General features: G+C 68.3%; 19 protein-coding genes. 9 read left to right on the top strand and 10 right to left on the bottom strand.

The window, feature by feature from the left end; genetic code table 11:
- Positions 1 to 8: 8 nt before the first annotated feature.
- From mdcE to FB547_RS27800, 4 genes are read left to right on the top strand one after another with little or no spacing between them, the layout of a single operon-like run.
- Positions 9 to 710: a biotin-independent malonate decarboxylase subunit gamma gene (mdcE, locus tag FB547_RS27815; protein WP_145746864.1), complete on the top strand. Its 702-nt coding sequence runs from the start codon at positions 9 to 11 to the stop codon at positions 708 to 710.
- Positions 711 to 726: 16 nt separating this feature from the next.
- A complete protein-coding gene (mdcG, locus tag FB547_RS27810) occupies positions 727 to 1,419 on the top strand; it encodes a malonate decarboxylase holo-[acyl-carrier-protein] synthase (protein WP_145746863.1) in 693 nt (230 codons plus the stop codon).
- Positions 1,416 to 2,279, top strand: a complete 864-nt coding sequence (mdcB, locus tag FB547_RS27805; protein WP_145746862.1) for a triphosphoribosyl-dephospho-CoA synthase MdcB — start codon at positions 1,416 to 1,418, stop codon at positions 2,277 to 2,279. Before mdcG ends, mdcB begins: the two co-directional genes overlap by 4 nt.
- Positions 2,276 to 3,184 carry an acyltransferase domain-containing protein gene (locus FB547_RS27800; protein WP_145746861.1) on the top strand — a complete coding sequence of 303 codons (909 nt, stop codon included), beginning with the start codon at positions 2,276 to 2,278 and terminating at the stop codon, positions 3,182 to 3,184. The genes mdcB and FB547_RS27800 overlap by 4 nt, the downstream gene beginning before the upstream one ends.
- An 83-nt stretch (positions 3,185 to 3,267) precedes the next feature.
- On the opposite strand, the gene FB547_RS27795 is transcribed toward FB547_RS27800, so the two are convergent.
- The 5 genes from FB547_RS27795 to FB547_RS27775 form a co-directional block, all read right to left on the bottom strand.
- Entirely contained in the window at positions 3,268 to 4,197 is a 930-nt protein-coding gene (locus FB547_RS27795) for a LysR family transcriptional regulator (RefSeq protein WP_145746860.1), read from the bottom strand.
- Between the two features lie 34 nt (positions 4,198 to 4,231).
- Positions 4,232 to 5,044: an oxidoreductase gene (locus FB547_RS27790; RefSeq protein ID WP_145746859.1), complete on the bottom strand. Its 813-nt coding sequence runs from the start codon at positions 5,042 to 5,044 to the stop codon at positions 4,232 to 4,234.
- 39 nt (positions 5,045 to 5,083) lie between these two features.
- Positions 5,084 to 8,161, bottom strand: coding sequence for an efflux RND transporter permease subunit (locus FB547_RS27785; protein ID WP_145746858.1), 3,078 nt, complete (start codon positions 8,159 to 8,161; stop codon positions 5,084 to 5,086).
- Positions 8,158 to 9,273 carry an efflux RND transporter periplasmic adaptor subunit gene (locus FB547_RS27780; protein WP_145746857.1) on the bottom strand — a complete coding sequence of 372 codons (1,116 nt, stop codon included), beginning with the start codon at positions 9,271 to 9,273 and terminating at the stop codon, positions 8,158 to 8,160. The genes FB547_RS27785 and FB547_RS27780 overlap by 4 nt, the downstream gene beginning before the upstream one ends.
- Before the next feature lie 83 nt (positions 9,274 to 9,356).
- Positions 9,357 to 9,974: a TetR/AcrR family transcriptional regulator gene (locus FB547_RS27775; protein WP_145746856.1), complete on the bottom strand. Its 618-nt coding sequence runs from the start codon at positions 9,972 to 9,974 to the stop codon at positions 9,357 to 9,359.
- 104 nt (positions 9,975 to 10,078) lie between these two features.
- On the opposite strand from FB547_RS27775, the gene FB547_RS27770 reads away from it, so the two are divergent.
- Positions 10,079 to 11,548: an efflux transporter outer membrane subunit gene (locus FB547_RS27770; protein ID WP_145746855.1), complete on the top strand. Its 1,470-nt coding sequence runs from the start codon at positions 10,079 to 10,081 to the stop codon at positions 11,546 to 11,548.
- A 6-nt stretch (positions 11,549 to 11,554) separates the two neighbouring features.
- Here FB547_RS27770 and FB547_RS27765 read toward each other — a convergent pair whose 3' ends face one another.
- Positions 11,555 to 12,067 (bottom strand): MarR family winged helix-turn-helix transcriptional regulator, encoded by a 513-nt coding sequence (locus FB547_RS27765; protein WP_261380417.1) that lies wholly within the window; start codon positions 12,065 to 12,067, stop codon positions 11,555 to 11,557.
- 12 nt (positions 12,068 to 12,079) lie between these two features.
- Complete coding sequence (locus tag FB547_RS27760) at positions 12,080 to 12,670, bottom strand: TetR/AcrR family transcriptional regulator (RefSeq protein ID WP_145746854.1); 591 nt, start codon at positions 12,668 to 12,670, stop codon at positions 12,080 to 12,082.
- Between the two features lie 300 nt (positions 12,671 to 12,970).
- Between FB547_RS27760 and FB547_RS27755 the strand changes: the two genes are divergently transcribed.
- Both FB547_RS27755 and FB547_RS27750 read left to right on the top strand, forming a co-directional pair.
- A complete protein-coding gene (locus tag FB547_RS27755) occupies positions 12,971 to 14,155 on the top strand; it encodes an acetyl-CoA C-acyltransferase (protein ID WP_145746853.1) in 1,185 nt (394 codons plus the stop codon).
- A gap of 17 nt (positions 14,156 to 14,172) precedes the next feature.
- Complete coding sequence (locus FB547_RS27750) at positions 14,173 to 15,951, top strand: acyl-CoA dehydrogenase C-terminal domain-containing protein (RefSeq protein ID WP_145746852.1); 1,779 nt, start codon at positions 14,173 to 14,175, stop codon at positions 15,949 to 15,951.
- 49 nt (positions 15,952 to 16,000) lie between these two features.
- On the opposite strand, the gene FB547_RS27745 is transcribed toward FB547_RS27750, so the two are convergent.
- Together FB547_RS27745 and FB547_RS27740 are read right to left on the bottom strand one after the other, a co-directional pair.
- The gene (locus tag FB547_RS27745) at positions 16,001 to 16,987 is read right to left on the bottom strand and encodes an NAD(P)H-dependent flavin oxidoreductase (protein WP_145746851.1); all 987 of its coding nucleotides are present in this window, start codon (positions 16,985 to 16,987) and stop codon (positions 16,001 to 16,003) included.
- Between the two features lie 7 nt (positions 16,988 to 16,994).
- A complete protein-coding gene (locus tag FB547_RS27740; RefSeq protein ID WP_145746850.1) occupies positions 16,995 to 17,735 on the bottom strand; it encodes an SDR family oxidoreductase in 741 nt (246 codons plus the stop codon).
- Positions 17,736 to 17,895: 160 nt separating this feature from the next.
- Here FB547_RS27740 and FB547_RS27735 point away from each other — a divergent pair, with 160 nt between their 5' ends.
- Together FB547_RS27735 and FB547_RS27730 are read left to right on the top strand one after the other, a co-directional pair.
- Positions 17,896 to 18,486, top strand: coding sequence for a 2-hydroxychromene-2-carboxylate isomerase (locus FB547_RS27735; RefSeq protein ID WP_145746849.1), 591 nt, complete (start codon positions 17,896 to 17,898; stop codon positions 18,484 to 18,486).
- 25 nt (positions 18,487 to 18,511) lie between these two features.
- Positions 18,512 to 20,152, top strand: a complete 1,641-nt coding sequence (locus FB547_RS27730) for an AMP-binding protein (protein WP_145746848.1) — start codon at positions 18,512 to 18,514, stop codon at positions 20,150 to 20,152.
- A 16-nt stretch (positions 20,153 to 20,168) separates the two neighbouring features.
- Here the strand turns inward: FB547_RS27730 and FB547_RS27725 are convergent, their stop codons facing one another.
- A complete protein-coding gene (locus FB547_RS27725) occupies positions 20,169 to 20,879 on the bottom strand; it encodes a gamma-glutamylcyclotransferase (RefSeq protein ID WP_145746847.1) in 711 nt (236 codons plus the stop codon).
- Positions 20,880 to 20,896 lie beyond the last annotated feature (17 nt).

Here is a 20,896-nt window from a genome sequence, read left to right as displayed (position 1 = left end):
AGCATCACATGCAATGGAGTTCTCTGGTCACCCAGCTCTTCGGCCCCTACCACGGCATGCGCGAAGACGAAGATTTTCTGCAAGGCGAAGTCATCTTCGACGGTGAGCCGGTGGCGGTGATTGGCACCACCAACCACGCGCCAATCGGTGTCCGGCTCGCGCTGGCGCAGGCCCGCGTGGTGCTCGACACCATCGCACGGCATCCGGGCCGGCCGATCCTGCTGTTGATCGACACCCAGGGCCAGCAATTGCGCCGGCGCGACGAACTGCTCGGCATCAACCGGGCGATGGCGCACCTGGGCGCCAGCATCGACCTGGCGCGGCGCCGCGGCCACCGCGTGCTCGGCCTGGTGTACGACCAGGCGCTGTCCGGCGGCTTCATCACCTCGGGGTTGATCGCCGACGCCTGCTATGCGCTGCCCGACGCCGAGATCCGCGTGATGCGCATCCCCGCGATGGCGCGCGTGACCAAATTGCCCGAAGAGAAGCTCACGGCGCTGTCCCAGTCCAACCCGGTGTTCGCACCCGGCGTGCAGAACTACGTGGCGATGGGCGGCGTGCGTTCGCTCTGGAAAGGTGACCTGCAGGCCTGCCTGCGCGAGGCGCTGGCCCACGCGCCGACCGAGGACCAGCGCGCACGGGACGGCGCCGAACGGGGTGGCCGCCGGCTCGCCGCCTCGGTCGTGCAGCGCGTGCTGGACGCCGCTTGAATTCCGCCTGAATGTGATGACCGCCATGGTTCCGCTGCGCCGCCACCAGCTCGCCAGGCTCTCCACGAGCGGATGGGCCGCCGTGCTCGGCCGGCCGTGGGATGCGCAGGCGCGCGACTGCCTCGCGCATTGGGCTTCGCATCAACTGCCGCTGGTCGTGACGCGCCAGCCGGCGGACGCCACGGCCGATGGATGGATCGCGCTCGGCTTGCCTGCGCCTGCGCGCTGGGACAGGCGCCGGATTGCGCTGCAGGTGCCGCACGCCGCGGTGCACGGCCTCGGCGAATTCCCGCGGCTCGACGACATGCAGAAGCTGCTGCCCCCGCCGGCGCGTGGCGCAGTGCGTGAACTGCTCGGCAGGCTCGACGCAAGCCATGCGACCGCTCGCGTGTTCGGCAGCTTCGGCTGGCAGGCGATCAGCGGTCTCGATCACGTACGGGACGATTCCGATCTCGACCTGTCGATCCCCATCGACGACGCGGCACATGCGGATGCCGTGGTTCGTGCGCTCGGGTCCTTCGAGGCGGAACGGCCCCGGCTGGATGGCGAGCTCATGTTCGCGGACGGCGCGGCCGTGGCTTGGCGTGAATGGCGCGAGTGGCGCGCCGGACGTGCGCGGGCGGTGATGGTCAAGCGCCTGGACGGCGTGTGCCTTCAGCGGGATACCACTTGGTGCGGGCAAGCCGAGATCATGGAGCCGGTCGCATGAGGAACGCCGCGCTCTCGCTGGCCCCGGAGTCACGGCCGACACTGACAGCGATCGGTCGCGCCGCCACGCTCGCGCTGTACGACGAACTGTCGCTGTCGCCCAAGCCCGGCCTGGTCACGCTGATCGACAGCGGCAGCCACGACGACATGGACGCGCACACCTTCATGCGCAGCCTGTTCTCGCTGCGCGGCTACTTCGTCCGGATCGCCGAGGCCGGGTCGGCCGGTGCGGATTTCGCCGTGCTGGAGCAGCATGGCATTGCGGCCGAGGCGCGCATGCTGGCTGCCACCGGCGGCATCAACACGCATCGCGGCGCGATCTTCATGCTCGGCCTGCTGTGCGCGGCGGCGGGCGCGGCACTGCGCGAGCAAGACGGTCCACTGCACCCGGCAGCGCTGCGCGATGCGCTGCGCCGGCACTGGGGCGACGCACTCGCCAGGCGGAGCCAACGGCCGTCCGCCCTCCCCGGCGGCATCGCTGCACGGCGCCACGGCCTGCGCAGCGCATCCGAAGAGGCGGCCCTGGCGTTTCCGGTGCTGTTCGAGACGGCGCTTCCGGCACTGAGGAAGGCATTGGCCCGGGGCCTCGCGCCCCGCCTGGCCCGGCTCGATACCTTGTTCCACATCATCGCCGTGCTGGACGACAGCAATCTCGCGCACCGCGGCGGCCTGGCCGGTTTGCGCGACGCCCGGCACGCAGCGCAAGGCTTTCTCGATCGAGGCGGCATCGCGCGGCCCGAAGGGCTCCAGGAGGCGCAGGCCATCGCAGACGATTTCGTGCGGCAGCGCTTGTCGCCCGGCGGCGCGGCAGACACGCTGGCCGCCGCCTGCTGGCTCCAGCGCGTGTGCCCAGGCCCATGAGCTTCGCGCTGCTTTTCTCCGGCCAGGGCACCCAGCATCCCGCGATGCTGCCCTGGCTCGCGGACGATGCACTCGTGTACGGCATGTGCGTGCGGCTGGGGGTCGCCGACTGGCGCCGCGCCCTCGCAGACCCGCACTGGGCCGAACGCAACGACAACGCGCAGACGCTGTTGACCGGCCTTGCCCTGGCGGCCTGGGCACAACTCGCGCCCATGGTTCCGCCGCCCGCCGCGGTCGCCGGTTACAGCGTCGGCGAACTGGCGGCCTTCAGCGGGGCCGGCGTGATCGATGCGGGCGCGGCCGCAGCACTCGCGCCACTGCGGGCCGAGGCCATGGACCGCTGCGCCGCCCGTGCGCCCGGCGGCCTCCTGGCCGTCAGCGGGTTGCCCGGGCAGAAGCTGGAGCAATTGCGCATCGGCGCGGGGCTCGAACTCGCGATTCGCAACGGCAGCGCCAGCGTGGTCCTCGGCGGCCCGATTGCTGCATTGGACGATGCCGAGCGCATCGCCCTGGCCGCCGGTGCGCAGTGCACGCGCCTGCGGGTCAGCGTTGCGTCCCACACGCCCTGGATGCGCGAAGCGGCGGTGAGCTTTTCACTGGCGCTGGCGCAGGTGCCGTTCCAGGCGCCCCGCGTCGTGCTGTTCAGCAATGCAGGGGACCGCGTCCGCGATGCGGGGTCTGCCCGCGCGGCGTTGGCCGCCCAGATTGCACAGACGGTCCGCTGGGACGAATGCATGGAAAACATCATGGCGCGGCAGGTGCACTGCGTGCTGGAGGTCGGGCCGGGCCAGGCGCTCTCGCGCATGTGGAACCAGCGCCATCCCGGCGTTCCCGCGCGCGCCTGCGACGACTTCCGCAGCGCCGCAGCGGTTGCAGCGTGGCTGAACAGCCATGCGGATCCGTGAAGCCCGGCAGGCCCTTTGACGCACCGAATCGAACCATCAGGCGATCCATCGTGAGCAGCTGCTGGTCACGCCTGAACTCGCGCTCAAGGGCGCGGCGGATCTGAACGGTCCGTCCTGCCCTCCTTGCCTGCAGGCTTGAGCCGCACCGCCAGGAAATCCAGGAATGCACGCTGCACCGCGGTGCTGTGCCGGCGTTGCAGATAGACAGCCGACAGCCACATGTCGCTGCGAACGAATGTGGACAGCACGGGCACCAGCCGCCCGCTCTCGATGTAGGGCTCGAGCATCACCGACGGCAGGTAGACCACGCCTGCGCCCAGAAGCGCCGCCTGGATCAGCGGGCCGGTTTCCGTTGCGTCCAGCCTGCCGCGGACCGCCACCTCGATCGGCTGGCGGTCGGCTTCGAAGCGCCACTTCGGCAGCGGATGGAGCTGGGTGCTGATCAACGCGGTGTGGTGCGCAAGCTCGGCGGGATGGACAGGCACGCCGTGCTTGCGCCAGTACATGGGCGCGGCGCAGACGCTGAGCGCCATCGGCACCAGTTTTCGAACGATCAGGTTCTCGTTGGCCGAGGGGCCGAAGCGAAGCGCGATGTCCACCCCCTCCTCCGAGAGGTCGACCAGGCGGTTCGAGAGCACGAGGCTGATGCTGACCTCCGGATAGTGGCCGAGGAAGTCGTTGATCAGTGCCGGCAGCTGCGTCAGGTCCATGCCGTGCGGTGCCGAGATGCGCAGGCGCCCGCTCGGGATGCGCGCGCGGTCCTGCAGTTCGGCGCGCGTCACGTCGGCCAGTTCCAGTATCGGCCTGCTCCTGTCGAGCAGCAGGAGGCCTGCGTCCGTGAGGCTGACGGCGCGGTTGGTCCGGTTCAGCAGCCGCACGCCGAAGCGGTGCTCGAGGGCCGCGATGTACTTGCTGACGGTCCCCCGCGACAGCGCGAGATGCTTGGCAGTGCGGGAGAAGCTTCCTGAAGAGGCCACCTCGCTGAAGGTGCGCAGGAGATCCAGGCTGTCCATGATGTTCTCCTTCGCTGCCGGACGGGGCGCGCGCTCAGAAGGAACCGAGTCCGAGTTTTTTTCTCAGGCTCGCGTCCACCGGTCCCGCAGGCATGAAGCGGCGCAGCTTCGTCAGCAAGGACGCCTCCCCCGGCGGCGTGCAGCGCATGCGCCACGGGCCGAGCGCCGCCTCGACGATGGTGCTCGCCACGCCGTGCGGCCCGGGCGCACCGCCGACGCTGTCGGCCACGGAGAGCGCCACCTGGTCGCGTTCGCGGTCATAGTCCGCGATCCGTGCCTTGGCACGCGGTGCGTTGGCATCGAGGTTGGTCCGCGTGAAGGCCGGCTGCACCAGCGTCGCGCGAATGCCGAACTGGCGCACCTCGTGGTCCAGCGATTCCGACAGCCCTTCCACCGCGTGCTTGGTGGCCGCATAGAGCCCCATGTACGGGGCCGGAAGCACGCCGAGCACCGAACTCACGTTGACGATCCGCCCGCGGCGCTGCTGGCGCATGTACGGCAGCACGGCGCGCGTCGTGCGAAGCAGGCCGAAGACGTTGGTGTCGAACAGTTCCGCGGCCTCGGCCGTCGCGGTTTCCTCGACCGCGCCGATCATCATCATTCCCGCGTTGTTGACCAGCACGTCGATGCGCATGGCCCGCTCGATGATGGATTCGATGCCTGCCTGGACCGAGCCCTCTTCGCGAACGTCCATCTCGACGAACTCGACACCGGGCAGCGCAGGTGCCTTGCGCAGGTCGCGCGCGGTGCCGAACACCCGGCAGCCCCGCGCCACGAACATTTCCGCAGCGGCGCGCCCGATGCCCGAGGACGCGCCCGTCACGACAACGACTGATGAACTCGACATGGCAATTCCTTCGATCTTGATGGATGGTGATGAGGCGCGTCAGTGCGCGGGTTGGGTCGCGTTGCCGGGTTTGATCCTGAACCAGATCGAATACATCGCCGGCAGGAACACCAGCGTGAGGATCGTTCCCGCGAAAGTACCGCCGATCAGCGTGTACGCCAATGCGCCCCAGAACACCGAATGCGTCAGCGGAATGAACGCGAGGATCGCCGCCAGCGCCGTGAGGATCACGGGCCGCGCACGCTGCACGGTCGCCTCGACGACCGCATGGAACGGATCGAGCCCCTCCTGCTGGTTGTGGTGGATCTGGCCGAGCAGGATCAGCGTGTTGCGCATCAGGATGCCCGACAGCGCGACGAGCCCGACGAGCGCATTGATGCCGAAGGGCTGCTGGAACAGCAGCAGGGTCGGCACCACGCCGATCAGCCCGAGCGGGCTCGTGAGGAACACCATGACCATCGCGGAGATCGAGCGCACCTGGAAGATGATGATGAGCAGCGTGGCCGCCAGCATGATCGGGAAGAGCGGCAGCATCGCCGCGGTTGCCTTCTCCGATTCCTCGATGGAGCCGGCCTCGGCGATGCGGTAGCCGGCCGGCAGCTTCTGCATCAGCGGCTGCAGCTTCGCGGTGATCGCCTTCGACACGTCGGGGGGCTGCAGCCCTTCGGCGATGTCGCCCTGCACCGTGATCGTGGGCATGCGGTCGCGCCGCCGCATCACGGGCTCTTCCATGCGTACCTCGACCTCGCCGACCTGCGACAGCGGAATGCGCTGGCCGCCGGCACCGGCGAGCGTGAAGTCCGCGAGCCTGGCGGGATCGAGCCGGGTGCTGCCGGCCGAGCGGGCCACCACCTGCACGGTGCGGATGTCCTCGCGCACGGTGGTCACCGGCGCGCCGCTCAGGAGGAACTGCAGTTGCTGCGCCACCGCGCTGGAGCTCAGCCCCACGGCCTGCAGGCGGTCCTGCTTCAGGGTGAAGTGCAGCGTGGGCGTGCGGGTGCCCCAATCGGTGTTGACGGTGCGCATCATCGGGCTGGCATCCATCACCTGCCGCACCTCGGCTGCGATCCTGCGCAGCTCGTTCGCATCGGGTCCGCTGACGCGGTAGGCCACGGGAAACGGCGAGTACGGCCCGAACACGAGCTGCGTCACGCGCACCCGCGCCTCGGACGCAAGGCCGTCGGCGACGGCCTCGCGCAACCGGTGCTTCAGCGCTTCGCGCTCCTCCTGGCTGGCGGTGCGTACCACGATCTTCGCGAACGACGGGTCGGGCAGTTCCGGGCCCATCGCGAAGTAGAAGCGGGGCGCGCCCTGCCCGATGTAGGAGGTGACGATCTGGGCCTCCCGCTGCGCCGACAGCCAGGCCTCGATCTTGGCCGTGGCATCGCTGGTCTGGGTGATCGCGCTGCCGTAGGGCATCTGCACTTCGACCAGGACCTCGGGGCGGTCGGAGATCGGAAAGAACTGCTTCTTGACCACGCCCATGCCGAGGATCGACACCACGAAGAGGCCGACGACCGCGCCCGCCACCAGCCACTTGCGCGCGATGACGCGCGCCAGCACGCCGCGCAGCCGGTTGTAGCGCGGCGTGCCGTAGATCGCGGCATGGCCGCCCTCGATCTTCTTGAAGTTGGGCAGCAGCTTGACGCCCAGGTACGGTGTGAACACCACGGCGACCACCCAGGAGGCGATCAGCGCAATGCCGACGATCCAGAACATGTTGCTCGTGTACTCGCCCGCGGTCGACGGTGCGAAGCCGTTGGGCATGAAGCCGACGGCGGTGACCAGCGTGCCCGAGAGCATCGGCGCCGCCGTGTGGCTCCAGGCATAGGCGGATGCGGCCACATGGCTGTAGCCCTCCTCGATCTTCACCACCATCATCTCGATGGCGATGATGGCGTCGTCCACCAGCAGGCCGAGCGCGAGGATCAGCGAGCCGAGCGTGATGCGGTCGAAGTTCTTGGCCGTAGCGGCCATCACCACGAACACCACGGCCAGCGTCAGCGGCACCGCGGCAGCCACCACCAGGCCCGCGCGCCAGCCCATGCTCAGGAAGCTCACGAGCATGACGACCAGCAGGGCCGCGAAGAACTTGACCATGAATTCGTCGACCGACGCACTGATGTTCACCGACTGGTCGGTGACCTTGGCGAAGCTCAGGCCCAGCGGCAGCTCGGCGTTGATGGCGCGGGCTTCCACGTCCAGCGCCTTGCCCAGGTCGAGCCCGTTCCAGCCCTCCCGCATCACGACGCCCACCAGCAGCGCCGGCTCGCCGCCGTTGCGGATCATGAAGGTGGCGGGGTCTTCGTAGCCGCGCCTGACCGTGGCCACGTCCGACAGCTTCAGGGTGCGGCCCTGCGCGACCACGGGCGTGTCGCGGATCTTCTGCAGGGTGTCGAATGCGCCGTCCAGCCGAATGAAGACCTGCGGGCCGCGGGTTTCCACGGAGCCGGCCGGACTCAGCGCGTTCTGGCTGTTGAGCGCCGCGAACACGTCCTGCGGCCCGATGCCCAGGGTGGCCAGCCGGTCGTGCGCGAACTCGACGTAGATGCGCTCCGACTGCTCACCCGCGATGTTGACCTTCTTCACGCCGGGGACATGCAAGAGGCGCTGGCGCAGCGTCTCGGCATCGCGCACCAGCACGCGCTGCGCTTCTCCCCTGGCCTTGAGCGCGAACAGGGCAAAGGTGACGTCCGCGTATTCGTCGTTGATCATCGGCCCGATCACGCCGGCCGGCAGGCTGCCCGCTTCGTCGCCGAGCTTCTTGCGCGCCTGGTAGAACTGTTCCTGCACCTGTGCCGGCGGCGTGCTGTCGAGCAGCGTCAGCGTCGTGAACGCCAGCCCGGGCCGCGTGTAGGTCTCGGTGCGGTCGTAGTAGCGCAGCTCCTGCAGGCGCTTCTCGAGTTTTTCGGCGACCTGGTCCTGCATCTCCTGCGCCGTGGCGCCGGGCCAGGCGGTGATGACCGTCATCACCTTCACGGTGAAGGCCGGATCTTCCGCGCGCCCGAGCTTGAAGAACGCGACCAGCCCCGCAAGCGAGATCAGGCCGATGAGGAACAGCGTGATGGATCGCTCGCGTACCGCCAGCGCCGACAGGTTGAAGCGGCCTTCGCTCATGGGCGGGCTCCGCCCACTGCGGCGGTCGCGGCCGAGGCCGCCACACGCACCTTCTCGCCTTCGCGCAGCAGGTGTGCGCCAAGCGCGACCACCTGGTCTCCCTGCTTGAGCTGCCCGTCCACCAGCGCACGCTCGCCGTCGAGGCGCTCGACGGCCACCGGCTGCCAGCGCACCGTCGACGGATCGCCGCCGATGACCCAGACGCCCGTGGCCTTGCCCGTATCGAACAAGGCGCCGATGGGCACCTGGACGCCTCCTGCCCGGGCCGGCTTGCCGTCCGAGATGTCGATCGTCACGGTGGCGCCCAGCGGCGCGTTGGCGAGTTCGCCCTCAAGCACGTAGCGCGCCTCGAAGGTGCGCGTGAGCTTGTCGGCCGCATCGGAGAGCTGCCTGAGTTTGACGGGTACGGCAACGCCTTCCCTGCCGAACAGCGTGGCCTGCCCCGCGGAGCCGATGACAGGGCGGAGCGTCTCGGGCAGTTGCACCACCGCCTCCCTGCGGCCGGCCTGCGCCACGCGAACCACCGGCTGCCCGGCGCTGACGACCTGGCCGGGCTCGGCCAGCGTTTCGAGCACCGTGCCGTCCGCATCGGCAACGAGTTCCGAATAGCGATTCGAATTGCGTGCGACTTCCGATTGCGCTTCTGCTGCCGCGAGCTGGGCCTGCGCGGCATCCGCCGCCGCCTTGGCCTGGTCGTACGCCGAGGCGGAAATGGCGCCGGTCCCACGCAGATCGCGGTAACGCGCTTCCTCGTCGCCGGCCTGCTTCGCACGCGCCCGCGCGGCGCTGACGGCCTCCTGCTGCGCACGCGCGGCCAACCTCAGGTCGATCGGGTCGATGCGCATGAGCACCTGGCCGCGCTTGACCGTCTGGCCCGCGTCGACCAGGCGCTCCAGCACCTTTCCGGAGACGCGGAAGCCCAGGTCGCTTTGGACCCGCGCGGCGACGGTGCCGGTGAACGAGCGCGATGCGGACGCGGCGGCCTGGACCGTGGCGGCGCGCACCAGCGGCGCCTGGGTGCGCGGATCGGGCGGGGCCTTGTCGTCGCAGGCGGCCAGCGCGAACGGCAAGGCGCAGGCCAAGGCGGATGTGAGGAAGCGGCGCGAGTGCATGAGGGGCCCATTGACGAATCGATAGAGCCCCGATTCTGATAATAGTGACTAATTTAGTCAATAGTCACTGAGAATTTATTCGGCTACGGCGACAAGCTGCGCAGCACTAGACCCGACAGCTGGGCCGGCGCCTGGTCCGTGTAGTTGGAGCTGAGCTGCAGGATCACGGGGTTGATGTACGGGTGCATGACCAGGTAGATGGCTGCTGCCGTCTCGTCGATGGGCGTCTTGCGCTCGAAGTCGCCGGACTCGCGCCCCTGCTTCAGCAATTCGAGCAGCATCTGCCGGATGCACGCCTCGTGGGCGATGGCCGACGGCCAGTGCTCGCTGGCTGCCGAGATCGCGATCTCATAGAGCTTGCGGTCGTGCAGGAACAGCCGAAGGCCCGAATCGACAATGGCCTTGAACATGCGGCGCAGCTTTTCCGGCGGGCTGCCGGCCGCGTCGACCGCTGCGCGGATGTCTGCCTGCATCTCGCGCAGGCAGTTCGAACAGATCATTTCGCCGATTGCCTGCTTGGACTCGAAGAACTTGTAGATGTAGGCCTTGGAGAAGCCGATGGCCTTGGCAAGGTCGGAAACCGTGGTCTTCTCGTAGCCGTACTGGCTGAAGTGCTCGGTGGCCGCCGCGACGATCTGCGCGCGCACGTCGTGGTCGGCCGGCCCCCGCGGGGTTGGCGCAGAAGAAGTTGGGTTGTTCATGCTGGGAGCTTAGCGCCTCGGCAAACAAACAACAACAAGTGACCAAATTGAATTATAGTCACTCACTTCTTTGGCCTTTTCCGTCCATCGCCCGGAGCAATCCCATGTCCCCACGCACGCTTGCCCTGCCCCTGCTGTTCAGCCTCCTCGCAGGCTGCGCCGTGGGGCCTGACTATGTCCGGCCTGTCCCGGCCCTGCCCGACCACTTCATCGGCGAGGCGGCGCTCGCCCAGCGATCCGGCGCCGCCAACGCCGAGCTGGTGGCGTGGTGGACCGGCTTCGGCGATGCGCAGCTGGCCGGCTATGTCGAACAGGCGCTGAAGCAGAACCTCGATCTTGCGCAGGCCGCCGCCCGCGTGTCACAGGCCCGGGCGGGGCTTGGTGCGGCGAATGCGGCGCTGCTGCCTTCGGGCAATCTGGGCGCGCAGGCGGCCAGGGCCTACCAGTCGGTGGAGACGCCGCTGGGCCAGGTGCTGAACGCGCAGCCGGGTTTCGATCGCCACGGCAGCGCCTACGAAGCGAACCTCGGCGCCAGCTGGGAGCTGGACATCTTCGGCGGCCTGCGCCGGGGACGCGAGGCCGCGCTGGCCGACTACCAGGCATCGGAGGCCGGCGCGGCCGCCACGCGCCTGGCCGTGGCCGCGCAGACCGCCGACATCTACATCACCCTGCGCGGCCTGCAGGCCCGCCTGGACATTGCACGCCGGCAAGCCGCAATGCAGCAGGACCTGCTCGCGAAGATCGGCCTGCTCCACGGCAAGGGGCTCGCCACCGAGCTCCAGCTGCACCAGGCCGAAGGCGCGCTGGCGCAGGTTCGCGCGTCGGTGCCGGCGCTCGAGGCGGGCGAGGCCGCGGCCATGAACGCGCTCGACGTGATGCTGGGGACGGCGCCAGGCGCGCACCGCGCCGAACTGGCTGCGCCAGCGGCCATTCCCGTTGCGCCTGGCATCGGTGCCGCCGGATCGCCCGCCGAGCTGCTGCGGCGCCGCCCCGACCTGATCGCCGCCGAGCGGCGCCTTGCGGCATCGAACGCCCGCATCGGCGTGGCCGTGGCCGAGTACTACCCCAAACTGTCGCTCGCGGGAACGATCGGCAGCGCCACGTCGGTGGCCAGCGGCAACCTGTTCAGCGCCGGCGCGAGCCAGGCCGCGGCCCTGCTCGGGCTGCGCTGGCGGCTGTTCGACTTCGGCCGCATCGATGCGCAGATCGAGCTCGCCAAGGGGCAGGACGCGGAGCTGCTCGCGGCCTACCGGCTCGCCGCGCTGCGTGCCACCGAAGACGTGGAGAACGCCTTCTCGGCCCTGGTCAAGCGCGAAGAGCAGGCCGCGCTGCTCGCGCAGGGAGAAGCATCGCTCGGCCGCGCGCGAGGGGCATCGTTCGCGGCCTATCAGCGCGGTGTGGTCAGCCTGATCGAAGTGCTGCAGGCCGACGAGGGCATGCTGCGCGTGGCCGATGCCAGAGCGCAGGCGCAAACGGAGTCGGCGCGCGCGGCAGTCAATGCATTCAAGGCGCTCGGCGGCGGCTGGCAGGCCGAGCCCGTCCGGGCGGCAGCCATCGGGCCGCACCGAGATTGACCGCGTTCATTCGGCCGCTGCCGACATGCTCGTCAAGCATTGGCCAACGAGCGCGTGCAACGCGCCGACCTGCCGGCTCCCCATCAACCGATGCACCCTGGCCTGCGCCATGCTCCAGCGAGGCAGGCCTTCGGCACACTTGCTGCAGCCCGCAGCGGTGATGCACACACTGCGGGTGCGTCCGTCCATCCCGGGTCCAAGATCGACCCATCCCGCCGCGATCAGGGGCTTGAGATTGCGCGTCAGCGTCGACGGAGAAAGCGACATGCTCTCCGCCAGGTCGCAGGGGCGCACCGGCCCGTGCGCAAGGATTTCCACCAGCAGCCGGTACTGCGTGGCCCTGAGGCCGATCGCGCCCAGTTCCGCGTCGTAGTGCTGCCTGACGAGGCGGGCGAGCTGATGCGCCGTGGTGTAGGTGCAGGCCGACCGCTCGGGGCCGGCGGCATCAACCGCCAGCGTCCGCGGTGCAGGGCGCGCTGGCATCAGCGCACGTACAGCAGTGGCGCGCCGGGGCAGCATCGGCCGCGGCCGTCAGGTGGCCTTGGAGGGCTTCGCGGGCGCCGCGTCCAGCGCATGCGTCTGGTCGATGAAGCGCCGGCTCGAGGCCAGGATTTCCTTGCGCGTGCGCTCGGATTCCACCGCGCGGGACAACACCAGCGCGCCCACGCACTGGGCAATCAGCGCCCATGCCGCATCGGGGTCGCCGATGCGCGAACTCCAGCTCTTCTGCAGCCGCTTCAGGCCCTCCTCGACCGAGGCACGCACCTCGGGCCCGGCCCTGGCGATCTCGGGCCCGAGCGCCGGCAGCACGCAGCCGGTTTCCGGATGCAGCGCGTGGTACGAACTCAGGTAGCTGCGCAGCCGCTTGGCGACGTGGTCGGGCGGCGAGTCGCGGTCTCCGGCCAGCATGTCGGTGCTGTTGGAGATTTCGTGTTCGAGCAGTTCGGCGAACAGCGCCTCCTTGGACGGGAAGTGTCCATAGAAGGCGCCCCCGGTCAGGCCGATGCTCGCCATCAATTCATCGACGCCGGTGGTGCCGAAGCCGCCCTTCTTGGCGATGGCACGGGCATTCGCGAGCAGCTTCTTGCGGGTTTCCTCTTTGTGGGTGGACGGATAGCGCATGAGTGGGCCTCTGCAGATCGTGGAGGTGTCCATCATAGCATGTCACTCGTTTGATAAACGATCGTGATTCCATCGCGACCCCTGGGCTCCACATCAAGGGTTTCCCCCTGCCGCAAACCCGCTCCAGCGTGTTGACGCTGCCCTCGCCGCAAACCTATAGTGCACCATCGTTTATCAAACGATCGTTATTTAAAGCGGGGCGGACGAAGCGATGGCGATGAGGAACTCTCGCCCGCCCTGCGCCTGAAACGCGGCGAGCCGCTGCGCCAACCTGTCTAGCCAACCCCCTGGAGTCTGACCATGAGAGAAGCCGTCATCGTTTCCACCGCACGAACGGGCATCGGCCGCGCGTTTCGCGGCGCATTGAACAACACCAAGTCGCCCACGCTGACGGGCCACGCGATCCAGCACGCCGTGCAGCGGGCCGGCATCGATCCCGGGGAAGTGGAGGACGTGGTGATCGGCAGCGCCATGGCTGCCGGCACCGCGGGCATGAACATCGGACGCCTCGCGGCACTCGCGGCGGGACTGCCGCAATCGGTGCCGGGACAGACGATGGACCGGCAATGCGCGTCCGGGCTGATGGCCATCGCGACGGCGGCCAAGCAGATCATCGTCGACGGCATGGACGTGACCGTGGGCGGGGGCCAGGAGAACATCTCCGCCGTGCAGAACCCCTTCGTCAAGTGGGTGGGCGAAGAGGCCGACCCGCTGCTCGTTGCGCGCGTGCAGCACGCCTACATCCCGATGCTGAACACGGCCGAAATCGTCGCGAAGAAGTACGGCATCTCGCGCGAGGCGCAGGACGCGTATTCCGCGGAGGCGCAGCGCCGCACCGCCCTGGCGCAGGAGCGCCATCTGTTCGACGACGAGATCGTGCCGATCACGGCGCGCATGGCCGTGGCCGACAAACAGACGGGTGCGGTCAGCTACCGCGAGGTCACGCTCGACCGCGACGAGGGCAACCGCCCCGACACGACGCTCGAAGGCCTTGCCAGTCTCAAGCCGGTGATCGAAGGCGGCGTCATCACCGCAGGCAACTCGAGCCAGCTGTCGGATGGCGCATCGGCCTGCGTGCTGGTGGAACGCGCGGTTGCGGAGCGCCGCGGGCTCAAACCGCTGGGCATCTACCGCGGCATCGCGGTGGCCGGGCTCGCGCCGGAAGAAATGGGCATCGGCCCGGTCCTCGCAGTGCCCAAGCTGCTGAAGATCCATGGGCTCCAGGTCGGTGACATCGGCCTGTGGGAATTGAACGAGGCCTTCGCTTGCCAGGTGCTGTATTCGCGCGACCGGCTGGGCATCGATCCCGAGAGGCTGAACGTCAACGGTGGAGGCATCACCATTGGGCACCCCTATGGCATGACCGGCTCGCGGCTGGTGGGGCATGCGCTCATCGAGGGCAAGCGGCGCGGCGCGCGCTTCGTCGTCGTGACGATGTGCATCGGCGGCGGCATGGGTGCCGCCGGCCTGTTCGAAGTGGCCTGAGGCAAGGAGCTATCACCATGACTTACCAAAGCCCGATGCGCGACATCCAGTTCGTCTTGCACGAGCTGCTCCAGGTGCCGGCCATGCTGCAGGACTGCGGCCAGCCTGAACTGGACGCGGAAACCATCGACCAGGTGCTCGCTGCGGCCGGCCAGTTCGCCTCCGAGGTGATTGCGCCGCTCAACGCAGCGGGGGACGAACACGGCTGCAGCATGCCCTCGCCCGGGGTGGTGCAGACGCCGCCCGGCTTCAAGAAGGCGTACGACGAGTTCACCAAGAACGGCTGGCCCAGCCTGGCGTGCAGCCCCGACTTCGGCGGCCAGGGCTTTCCTTCGGTCGTGGCCAATGCGGTCTATGAAGTCTTCGGTGGCGCGAACATGGCGTGGGCGTCCTACCCCGGCATGTCGCATGCCACCTACGTGAACGTGTCGGCCAACGGGTCGCAGGCGCAGAAGGCGCTCTACCTGCCCAAGATCGCCTCGGGCGAATGGGCCGGCACCATGTGCCTGACCGAGCCCAACGCAGGCACCGACCTGGGCCTGATGCGCACCCGGGCCGTGGCGCAGGCCGATGGCAGCTACCGCATCACCGGCAGCAAGATCTTCATCTCGGGCGGCGAGCAGGACCTGACCGGCAACATCATGCACCTGGTGCTCGCGCGCATGCCGGATGCGCCGCCGGGCGTGAAGGGCATTTCTCTCTTCATCGTCCCGAAATTCATCCCCGATGCAAGCGGCGCGGCCGGCGCGCGCAATGCGGTGGTCTGCGGCTCGATCGAGCACAAGCTGGGCATCCACGGCAACTCGACCTGCACCATCAACTTCGACGGTGCCACCGGCTGGCTGCTGGGCGCGCCGAACAAGGGGTTGGCGGGCATGTTCGTGCAGATGAACCACATGCGCGTGCTGGTCGGCATGATCGCCATCGGCCTCATGGAAGCGGCCTACCAGAAGGCCCTGGCCTATGCCAAGGAGCGCCTGCAGGGACGCGCGAGCGGTGCAAGATCGTCTGGCGAAGCGGCCGATCCGATCATCGGGCACGCCGACGTGCGCCGCATGCTGCTCACGCAGAAGGCGAACATCGAGGGCGCGCGCGCCCTGGCGCTGTGGACCGCGCAGCTGAGCGACCTGCAGCGCCTTCATCCCGATGCGGCCAGGCGCAGTGAGACGGCCGAACTGCTGGGGCTTTTGACCCCGCTCGTGAAGGCGCTGTCGAGCGACCTTGCGGTGGAATGCACGCTGCTCGCAATGCAGGTGTTCGGCGGGCACGGCTACATCCGCGAGAACGGCGTCGAGCAGCACCTGCGCGACGTGCGCATCGTGGGCCTCTACGAGGGCACGAACGGCGTGCAGGCCATGGACCTGCTCGGCCGCAAGGTGCTGGCGGACCAGGGCCGGCAGATGGGTGTCTTTCTCGACATGGCCGGCGCATTCGCCGAAACCTGCAGCCCGCGCGAGGCGATGCGCGAGTTCGCGCAGCCGCTGGCCGAACTGGCCGACGAGATCAGGCAGCTCACGGGCGAGCTGGTGGCCGCGTCGGCCCGGGACCCGCATGCCGCAGGTGCGGCCGCCGTGCCCTACCTGCGCCTGGTCGGACACCTGGCGCTGGCCTGGACCTGGGCGCGCATGGCCGAGGTGGCGTTCAGGAATGCCGGATCGAGCGACCCGATCTATGCATCGAAGATTGCCACGGCCCGCTTCTACTTCCAGCGGCTGCTGCCGCAGGCGGCAGGGCTCAGCCGGGAGATCCGGGCCGGGTCGTCCGCACTGATGGAGCCGGCCGTCGATCTCTTCTAGTGGCTGGTGGCCAGTGGCGGCGCTGGAGCAGCGCCGCCACAACGCCAGGCTAGGCCAGCGCAGGCTCCAGCAAACCGGCGAGCCGCTGAACGATCAGCTGCTCCGCCTCTTCCATGATGCGATCGATCAGCTCCTGCACCGTCGGAATGTCGTTGATCAGGCCGACCACCATGCCGCAGCTCCAGGCGCCGGCATCCATCTCGCCTTGCAGCATCACGCGCGGGTAGACCCCAGCGACCTGGTCGATGATGTCCTCGAACTTGAGGTCGGCTCCTTTTTCCTTCTCGATCCGGATCAGCTGCTCGACCGATGAATTGGTCAGCACGCGTTCCGTGTTGCGCAGGCCGCGCATCACCAGCCGCGTGTCCAGCTCGGTGGCCGCCACGATGGCGTCCTTCACGTTCTGGTGGATCGGCGCCTCCTGCGTGGCCACGAAGCGCGTGCCCATGTTCATGCCTTCCGCACCCAGCGCCAGCGCCGCCACCAGGCTGCGCGCATCGGCCATGCCGCCGGAGGCGACGAACGGGATCTTCAGCTCCTCGGCCGCACGCGGCAGTAGGATCATGTTCGGCAGGTCGTCCTCGCCCGGGTGGCCGCCGCACTCGAAACCGTCCACGCTCACGGCATCGCAGCCGATCGCTTCGGCCTTCAGCGCGTGCCGCACCGAGGTGCACTTGTGGATGACCTTGATGCCGGCCTTCTTGAGCGCGGGCATGTAGGCCTCGGGACTGCGCCCCGCCGTTTCGACGATGCGCACGCCGCCTTCGGCAATGGCCGCGATGTACTCGGGGTATGGCGGCGAGGACAGGGTCGGCAGGAACGTGAGGTTCACGCCGAAGGGCTGGTCCGTCATCTCGCGGCAGCGGCTGATTTCCTTGGCCAGGAGCTCGGGCGTCCGTTGCGTGAGGCCCGTGATGAGCCCGAGCCCGCCGGCGTTGGACACGGCCGCAGCAAGCTCGGCAAAGCCGACGTAGTGCATGCCGCCCTGGATGATCGGGTGGCGGATGCCGAAGAGTTCAGTGATGCGTGTTTTCATGTGTCTTTCACCAGGTTTCCATGTAGGGACGAAGGTCCATCTCGAAGGTCCATGCGTCCCGGGGCTGGGTGTGCAGGTACCAGTAGTTCTCCGCGATGTGTTCGGGATTCAGGATGCCGCCCTGCTCTTTCAGCGCGTAGCGTTCGGGGAAGTTGCTGCGGATGAACTCCGTGTCGATCGCGCCGTCGACCACGATGTGCGCCACGTGGATGCCGCGCGGGCCGAGCTCGCGCGCCATGCTCTGGGCCAGGGCGCGCAGCGCATGCTTGGCGCCGGCAAAGGCCGCGAACTTCGCCGAGCCGCGGATGCCGGCCGTCGCGCCGGTGAAGAGAATGGTGCCGCGCCCGCGCTCGACCATCCTGCGGGCGACCTCGCGCGCATTCAGGAAGGCGCTGAAGGCGGCCATCTCCCAGATCTTCATGTACTTGCGCCCGGTCTCCTCCAGGATGCTGCTGGGCACGTTGGCGCCGATGTTGAACACCATCACTTCGATCGGGCCGCGCTCCTTCTCGATCTGGTCGATGAGGGCCACGACCTCTTCCTCCTTGCGCGCATCGCTGCCGTAGCCGAACGCCTGGCCGCCGGCCGCGCGGATGCGCTCGACGGCCGGCTCCAGCTTGTCGGCCGAGCGCCGCGTCAGGCACGCGACGTAGCCCTCTCGGGCGAAGCGCGCGCCGATCGCGCTGCCGGTGGCGTCGCCCGCGCCGATGACGAGAGCCACGCCGCGGTGGTTGGCTGATGGGTCCATACGGTCTCCTTTAAAAAACGTTCGTTAGGTCATTGCACGTTAATCAATGAACGTTCGTTTGTCAATCAAGGGCAAAGCCCAAGGAAACCCCGTTGACGAAGCTCGTTCAATCACATAGCTTCCGTTTACCAAACGTTCGTTAATTTAAAGGAGTCCATCAATGCGCAAGTCAGTCGATTTCTTCTTCGATGTGGGAAGCCCGTCGTCCTACCTGGCGTGGACGCAGCTGCCCGCCCTGTGCGCGAGCCACGGTGCCGACCTCGTCTACCGGCCGATGTTGCTGGGCGGTGTCTACCAGGCCACCGGCAATGCCTCGCCGGCCACCATCCCCGCCAAGGGGCGCTATACGCAGATGGACTACGAGCGCCATGCGCGCCGCTATGGCGTGCCGTTCCGGGGCAACCCGCACTTCCCCGTCATCACGCTGTTCCTCATGCGTGCGGTCACCGGCATTCAACTGCGCCGCCCCGAGCAGCTGCAGCAGCTGCTGGGCTGCGTGTTCAAGGCGCTGTGGATCGATGCGCTCAACCTCAACGATGCGCAGCTCACGGCGCGCACGCTGGTCGAAGGCGGATTCGACCCCGCCGAGATCGAGCGCCTGGCGCAGGACGCCGAGACCAAGGCCGCACTGAAGGCAACGACGCAGGAGGCGGTCGAGCGCGGCGTGTTCGGCGCACCCACGCTCTTCGTCGGCGGCCAGATGTTCTTCGGCCAGGACCGGATGGACTTCGTTCGCGAAGCGCTGTCCTGAGCAAAGCAAAAAAAAAGGAGACAACGTGGATCAAAGAATCTGGCATGCGTCCTACCCGGCAGGACTGCCCCGCGACCTCGTCTACGGCGAACACGAGACCCTTGCCACCCTGCTCGAAGGCGCCTTCGCTCGAAACGCCGGCCGGCCGGCCGTGACGTGCAACGGCGAATCACTGACCTTCGCCGAGCTCGAACAGGCATCGGCTCGCTTTGCGGCATTCCTGCAGGCGGCAGGGCTGCAGCCCGGCGACCGCGTGGCGCTGCTGCTGCCGAACCACCTCCTCTATCCCGTTGCCTTGGCCGCGATCGCACGCGCAGGCTTCGTGGGAGTGACCATGAACCCGCTCTACACGGCCCGCGAAGTGGCGTACCAGCTGGCGGATTCCGGCGCAGCGGCGCTGGTGGTTGCCGATCCGTTCGCGGGACTCGCGGCCGAGGCCATCGAGCGAACGGAAGTGCGGTACGTCGTCACCGCGCCGATGCAGGACCTGAGGCGATCGCTGCTCGCGCCCGCCGGCGATCGGCCGATGTCGGCACGCGGCTCCGACGTGCATCTCGTCCCGCTGCACACTGCCATCGCATCGGTGCAGGATGCAGGCTTCAGCGCCGCACAGGTGCGCCCCTCGGATCTCGCGTTCCTGCAATACACGGGCGGCACGACCGGTGTATCGAAGGGCGCCTGCCTCACGCATCGCAACGTCCTGGCGAGTGTGCTGCAGATGCAGTCCTGGCTGCGGCTGAATCTCGAGATCCAGAACTTCGAGCTGGTCACGCCGCTGCCCCTGTACCACATCTTCCCGCTCGGCATGGCGCTGATGGCGCTGGCGAGCGGCGGACACAACCGGCTCGTCATGAATCCGCGCGACACCAAGGCCCTGTGCGACGAGTTGCGCCGGGCGCCTTTCGACGTGCTGATCGGCGTCAACACCATGTTCAACGGCATGGTGAACCTGCCCGAACTGTCGTCGGTCGACTTTTCGCGCTGCGGCATGGTCATCGGCGCCGGCGCCTCGATCCAGGCGGCGGTCGCGCGCAAGTGGGAGGCGGCGGGCGGGCCGCCGATCACCGAGGCCTATGGGCTCACGGAGACATCGCCCAGCGCCACCTTCAATGCGCCGGGCTGCAACGGCACCATCGGCGTTCCGGTGCCCTCCACCGATGTGATGATCGTCGACGACGCGGGCGAGCCGGTGGCGCCGGGCGCGCCCGGCGAGCTGCTCATCAAGGGCCCGCAGGTGTTCGCCGGCTACTGGAAGCGCGAGGAAGAAACGCGCATGGCATTCACCGGCGATGGCTGGTTCCGCACGGGCGATGTCGTCACCATGGATGCGCAGGGGCTGATGACCATCGTCGACCGCAAGAAGGACATGATCCTGGTGTCCGGATTCAACGTCTATCCGAACGAGATCGAGGGCGTGGTCGCGCTGCATCCGGAGGTGCTGGAGTGCGCCTGCGTCGGCGTGCCCGACGAGCGCTCCGGTGAAGTCCCCCACCTGTTCGTCGTACGCCGCTCGCCGGGCCTGCAGGCGGACCAGGTCGAATCGCATTGCCGCGAGCTCCTGGCGCCTTACAAGGTGCCTCGCCACATCACCTTTCTCGAGGCCTTGCCCAAATCGACCGTGGGCAAGATCCTGCGCAAGGAGCTGCGCGCACCGGCAGCGGCCTGATGGCGCGGATGGGGCTTCAGCCCACGGCGCTGCGCAGCCGCTCCATCCCCACGTCGCGTATGCCGAGCGCCTCGAGCTTTTGAAGCGTGGCGTCGAAGTACTCGCGGCAGCTGCCGAGGCTGCCCGCTCCCGTGTTGATCATCCGGGCCATCTCGTGCAGGGAGAGCGCCTTCGTGTAGCGTGGATGGGATCGGTCGACCGCAAAGGTGATTGCGCGCACCGGCCGGCCCTCCGCATGGGCGGTCACCCACCGGGCCTGGTACACCTCGGTCAGCATCTCCCTTCGCCAGAGCACCCGCAGCTCCTCACGCACCTTGCGCGGCTCGATCTGCAACAGCAATCCCTGGCACGCGCCGCCCCGGTCGAGTGCGAGCATCAGTCCGGGGTGCTCCTGCGAGCCTCGCCCGACGATCGAGCGCAGGCAGAAGGAGCGGTGCCAACCGTGGACTTTCGCCGGATGCACGCCGGTGTGCTCCACCGCGGGGTTCCACATCAGCGATCCATATCCGAACACATGAACGGCTGCATTGCCATCGTGCCGCGACAGCACGCCTTCGATGGACGCTTCCAGTTCCTCCGCGGTGCGCAGCCGCACGCCCACCGGGAGCTGCGCATAGACCTGCGCCATGAAGGCGTCATCGAGGAGCCCTTCGCGGGTGACCCGCACGGGCTCGATCGCTGCCTTCGATCCATCTCGGTCGTTCTCGCGCGGGCCGGGATAACGCATGGGCGAGCCTCCAGGGA

The organism is Variovorax beijingensis, assembly GCF_007828835.1.
Lineage (GTDB): Bacteria > Pseudomonadota > Gammaproteobacteria > Burkholderiales > Burkholderiaceae_C > Variovorax > Variovorax beijingensis_A.
This window is presented reverse-complemented; position numbering and strand designations above follow the sequence as displayed.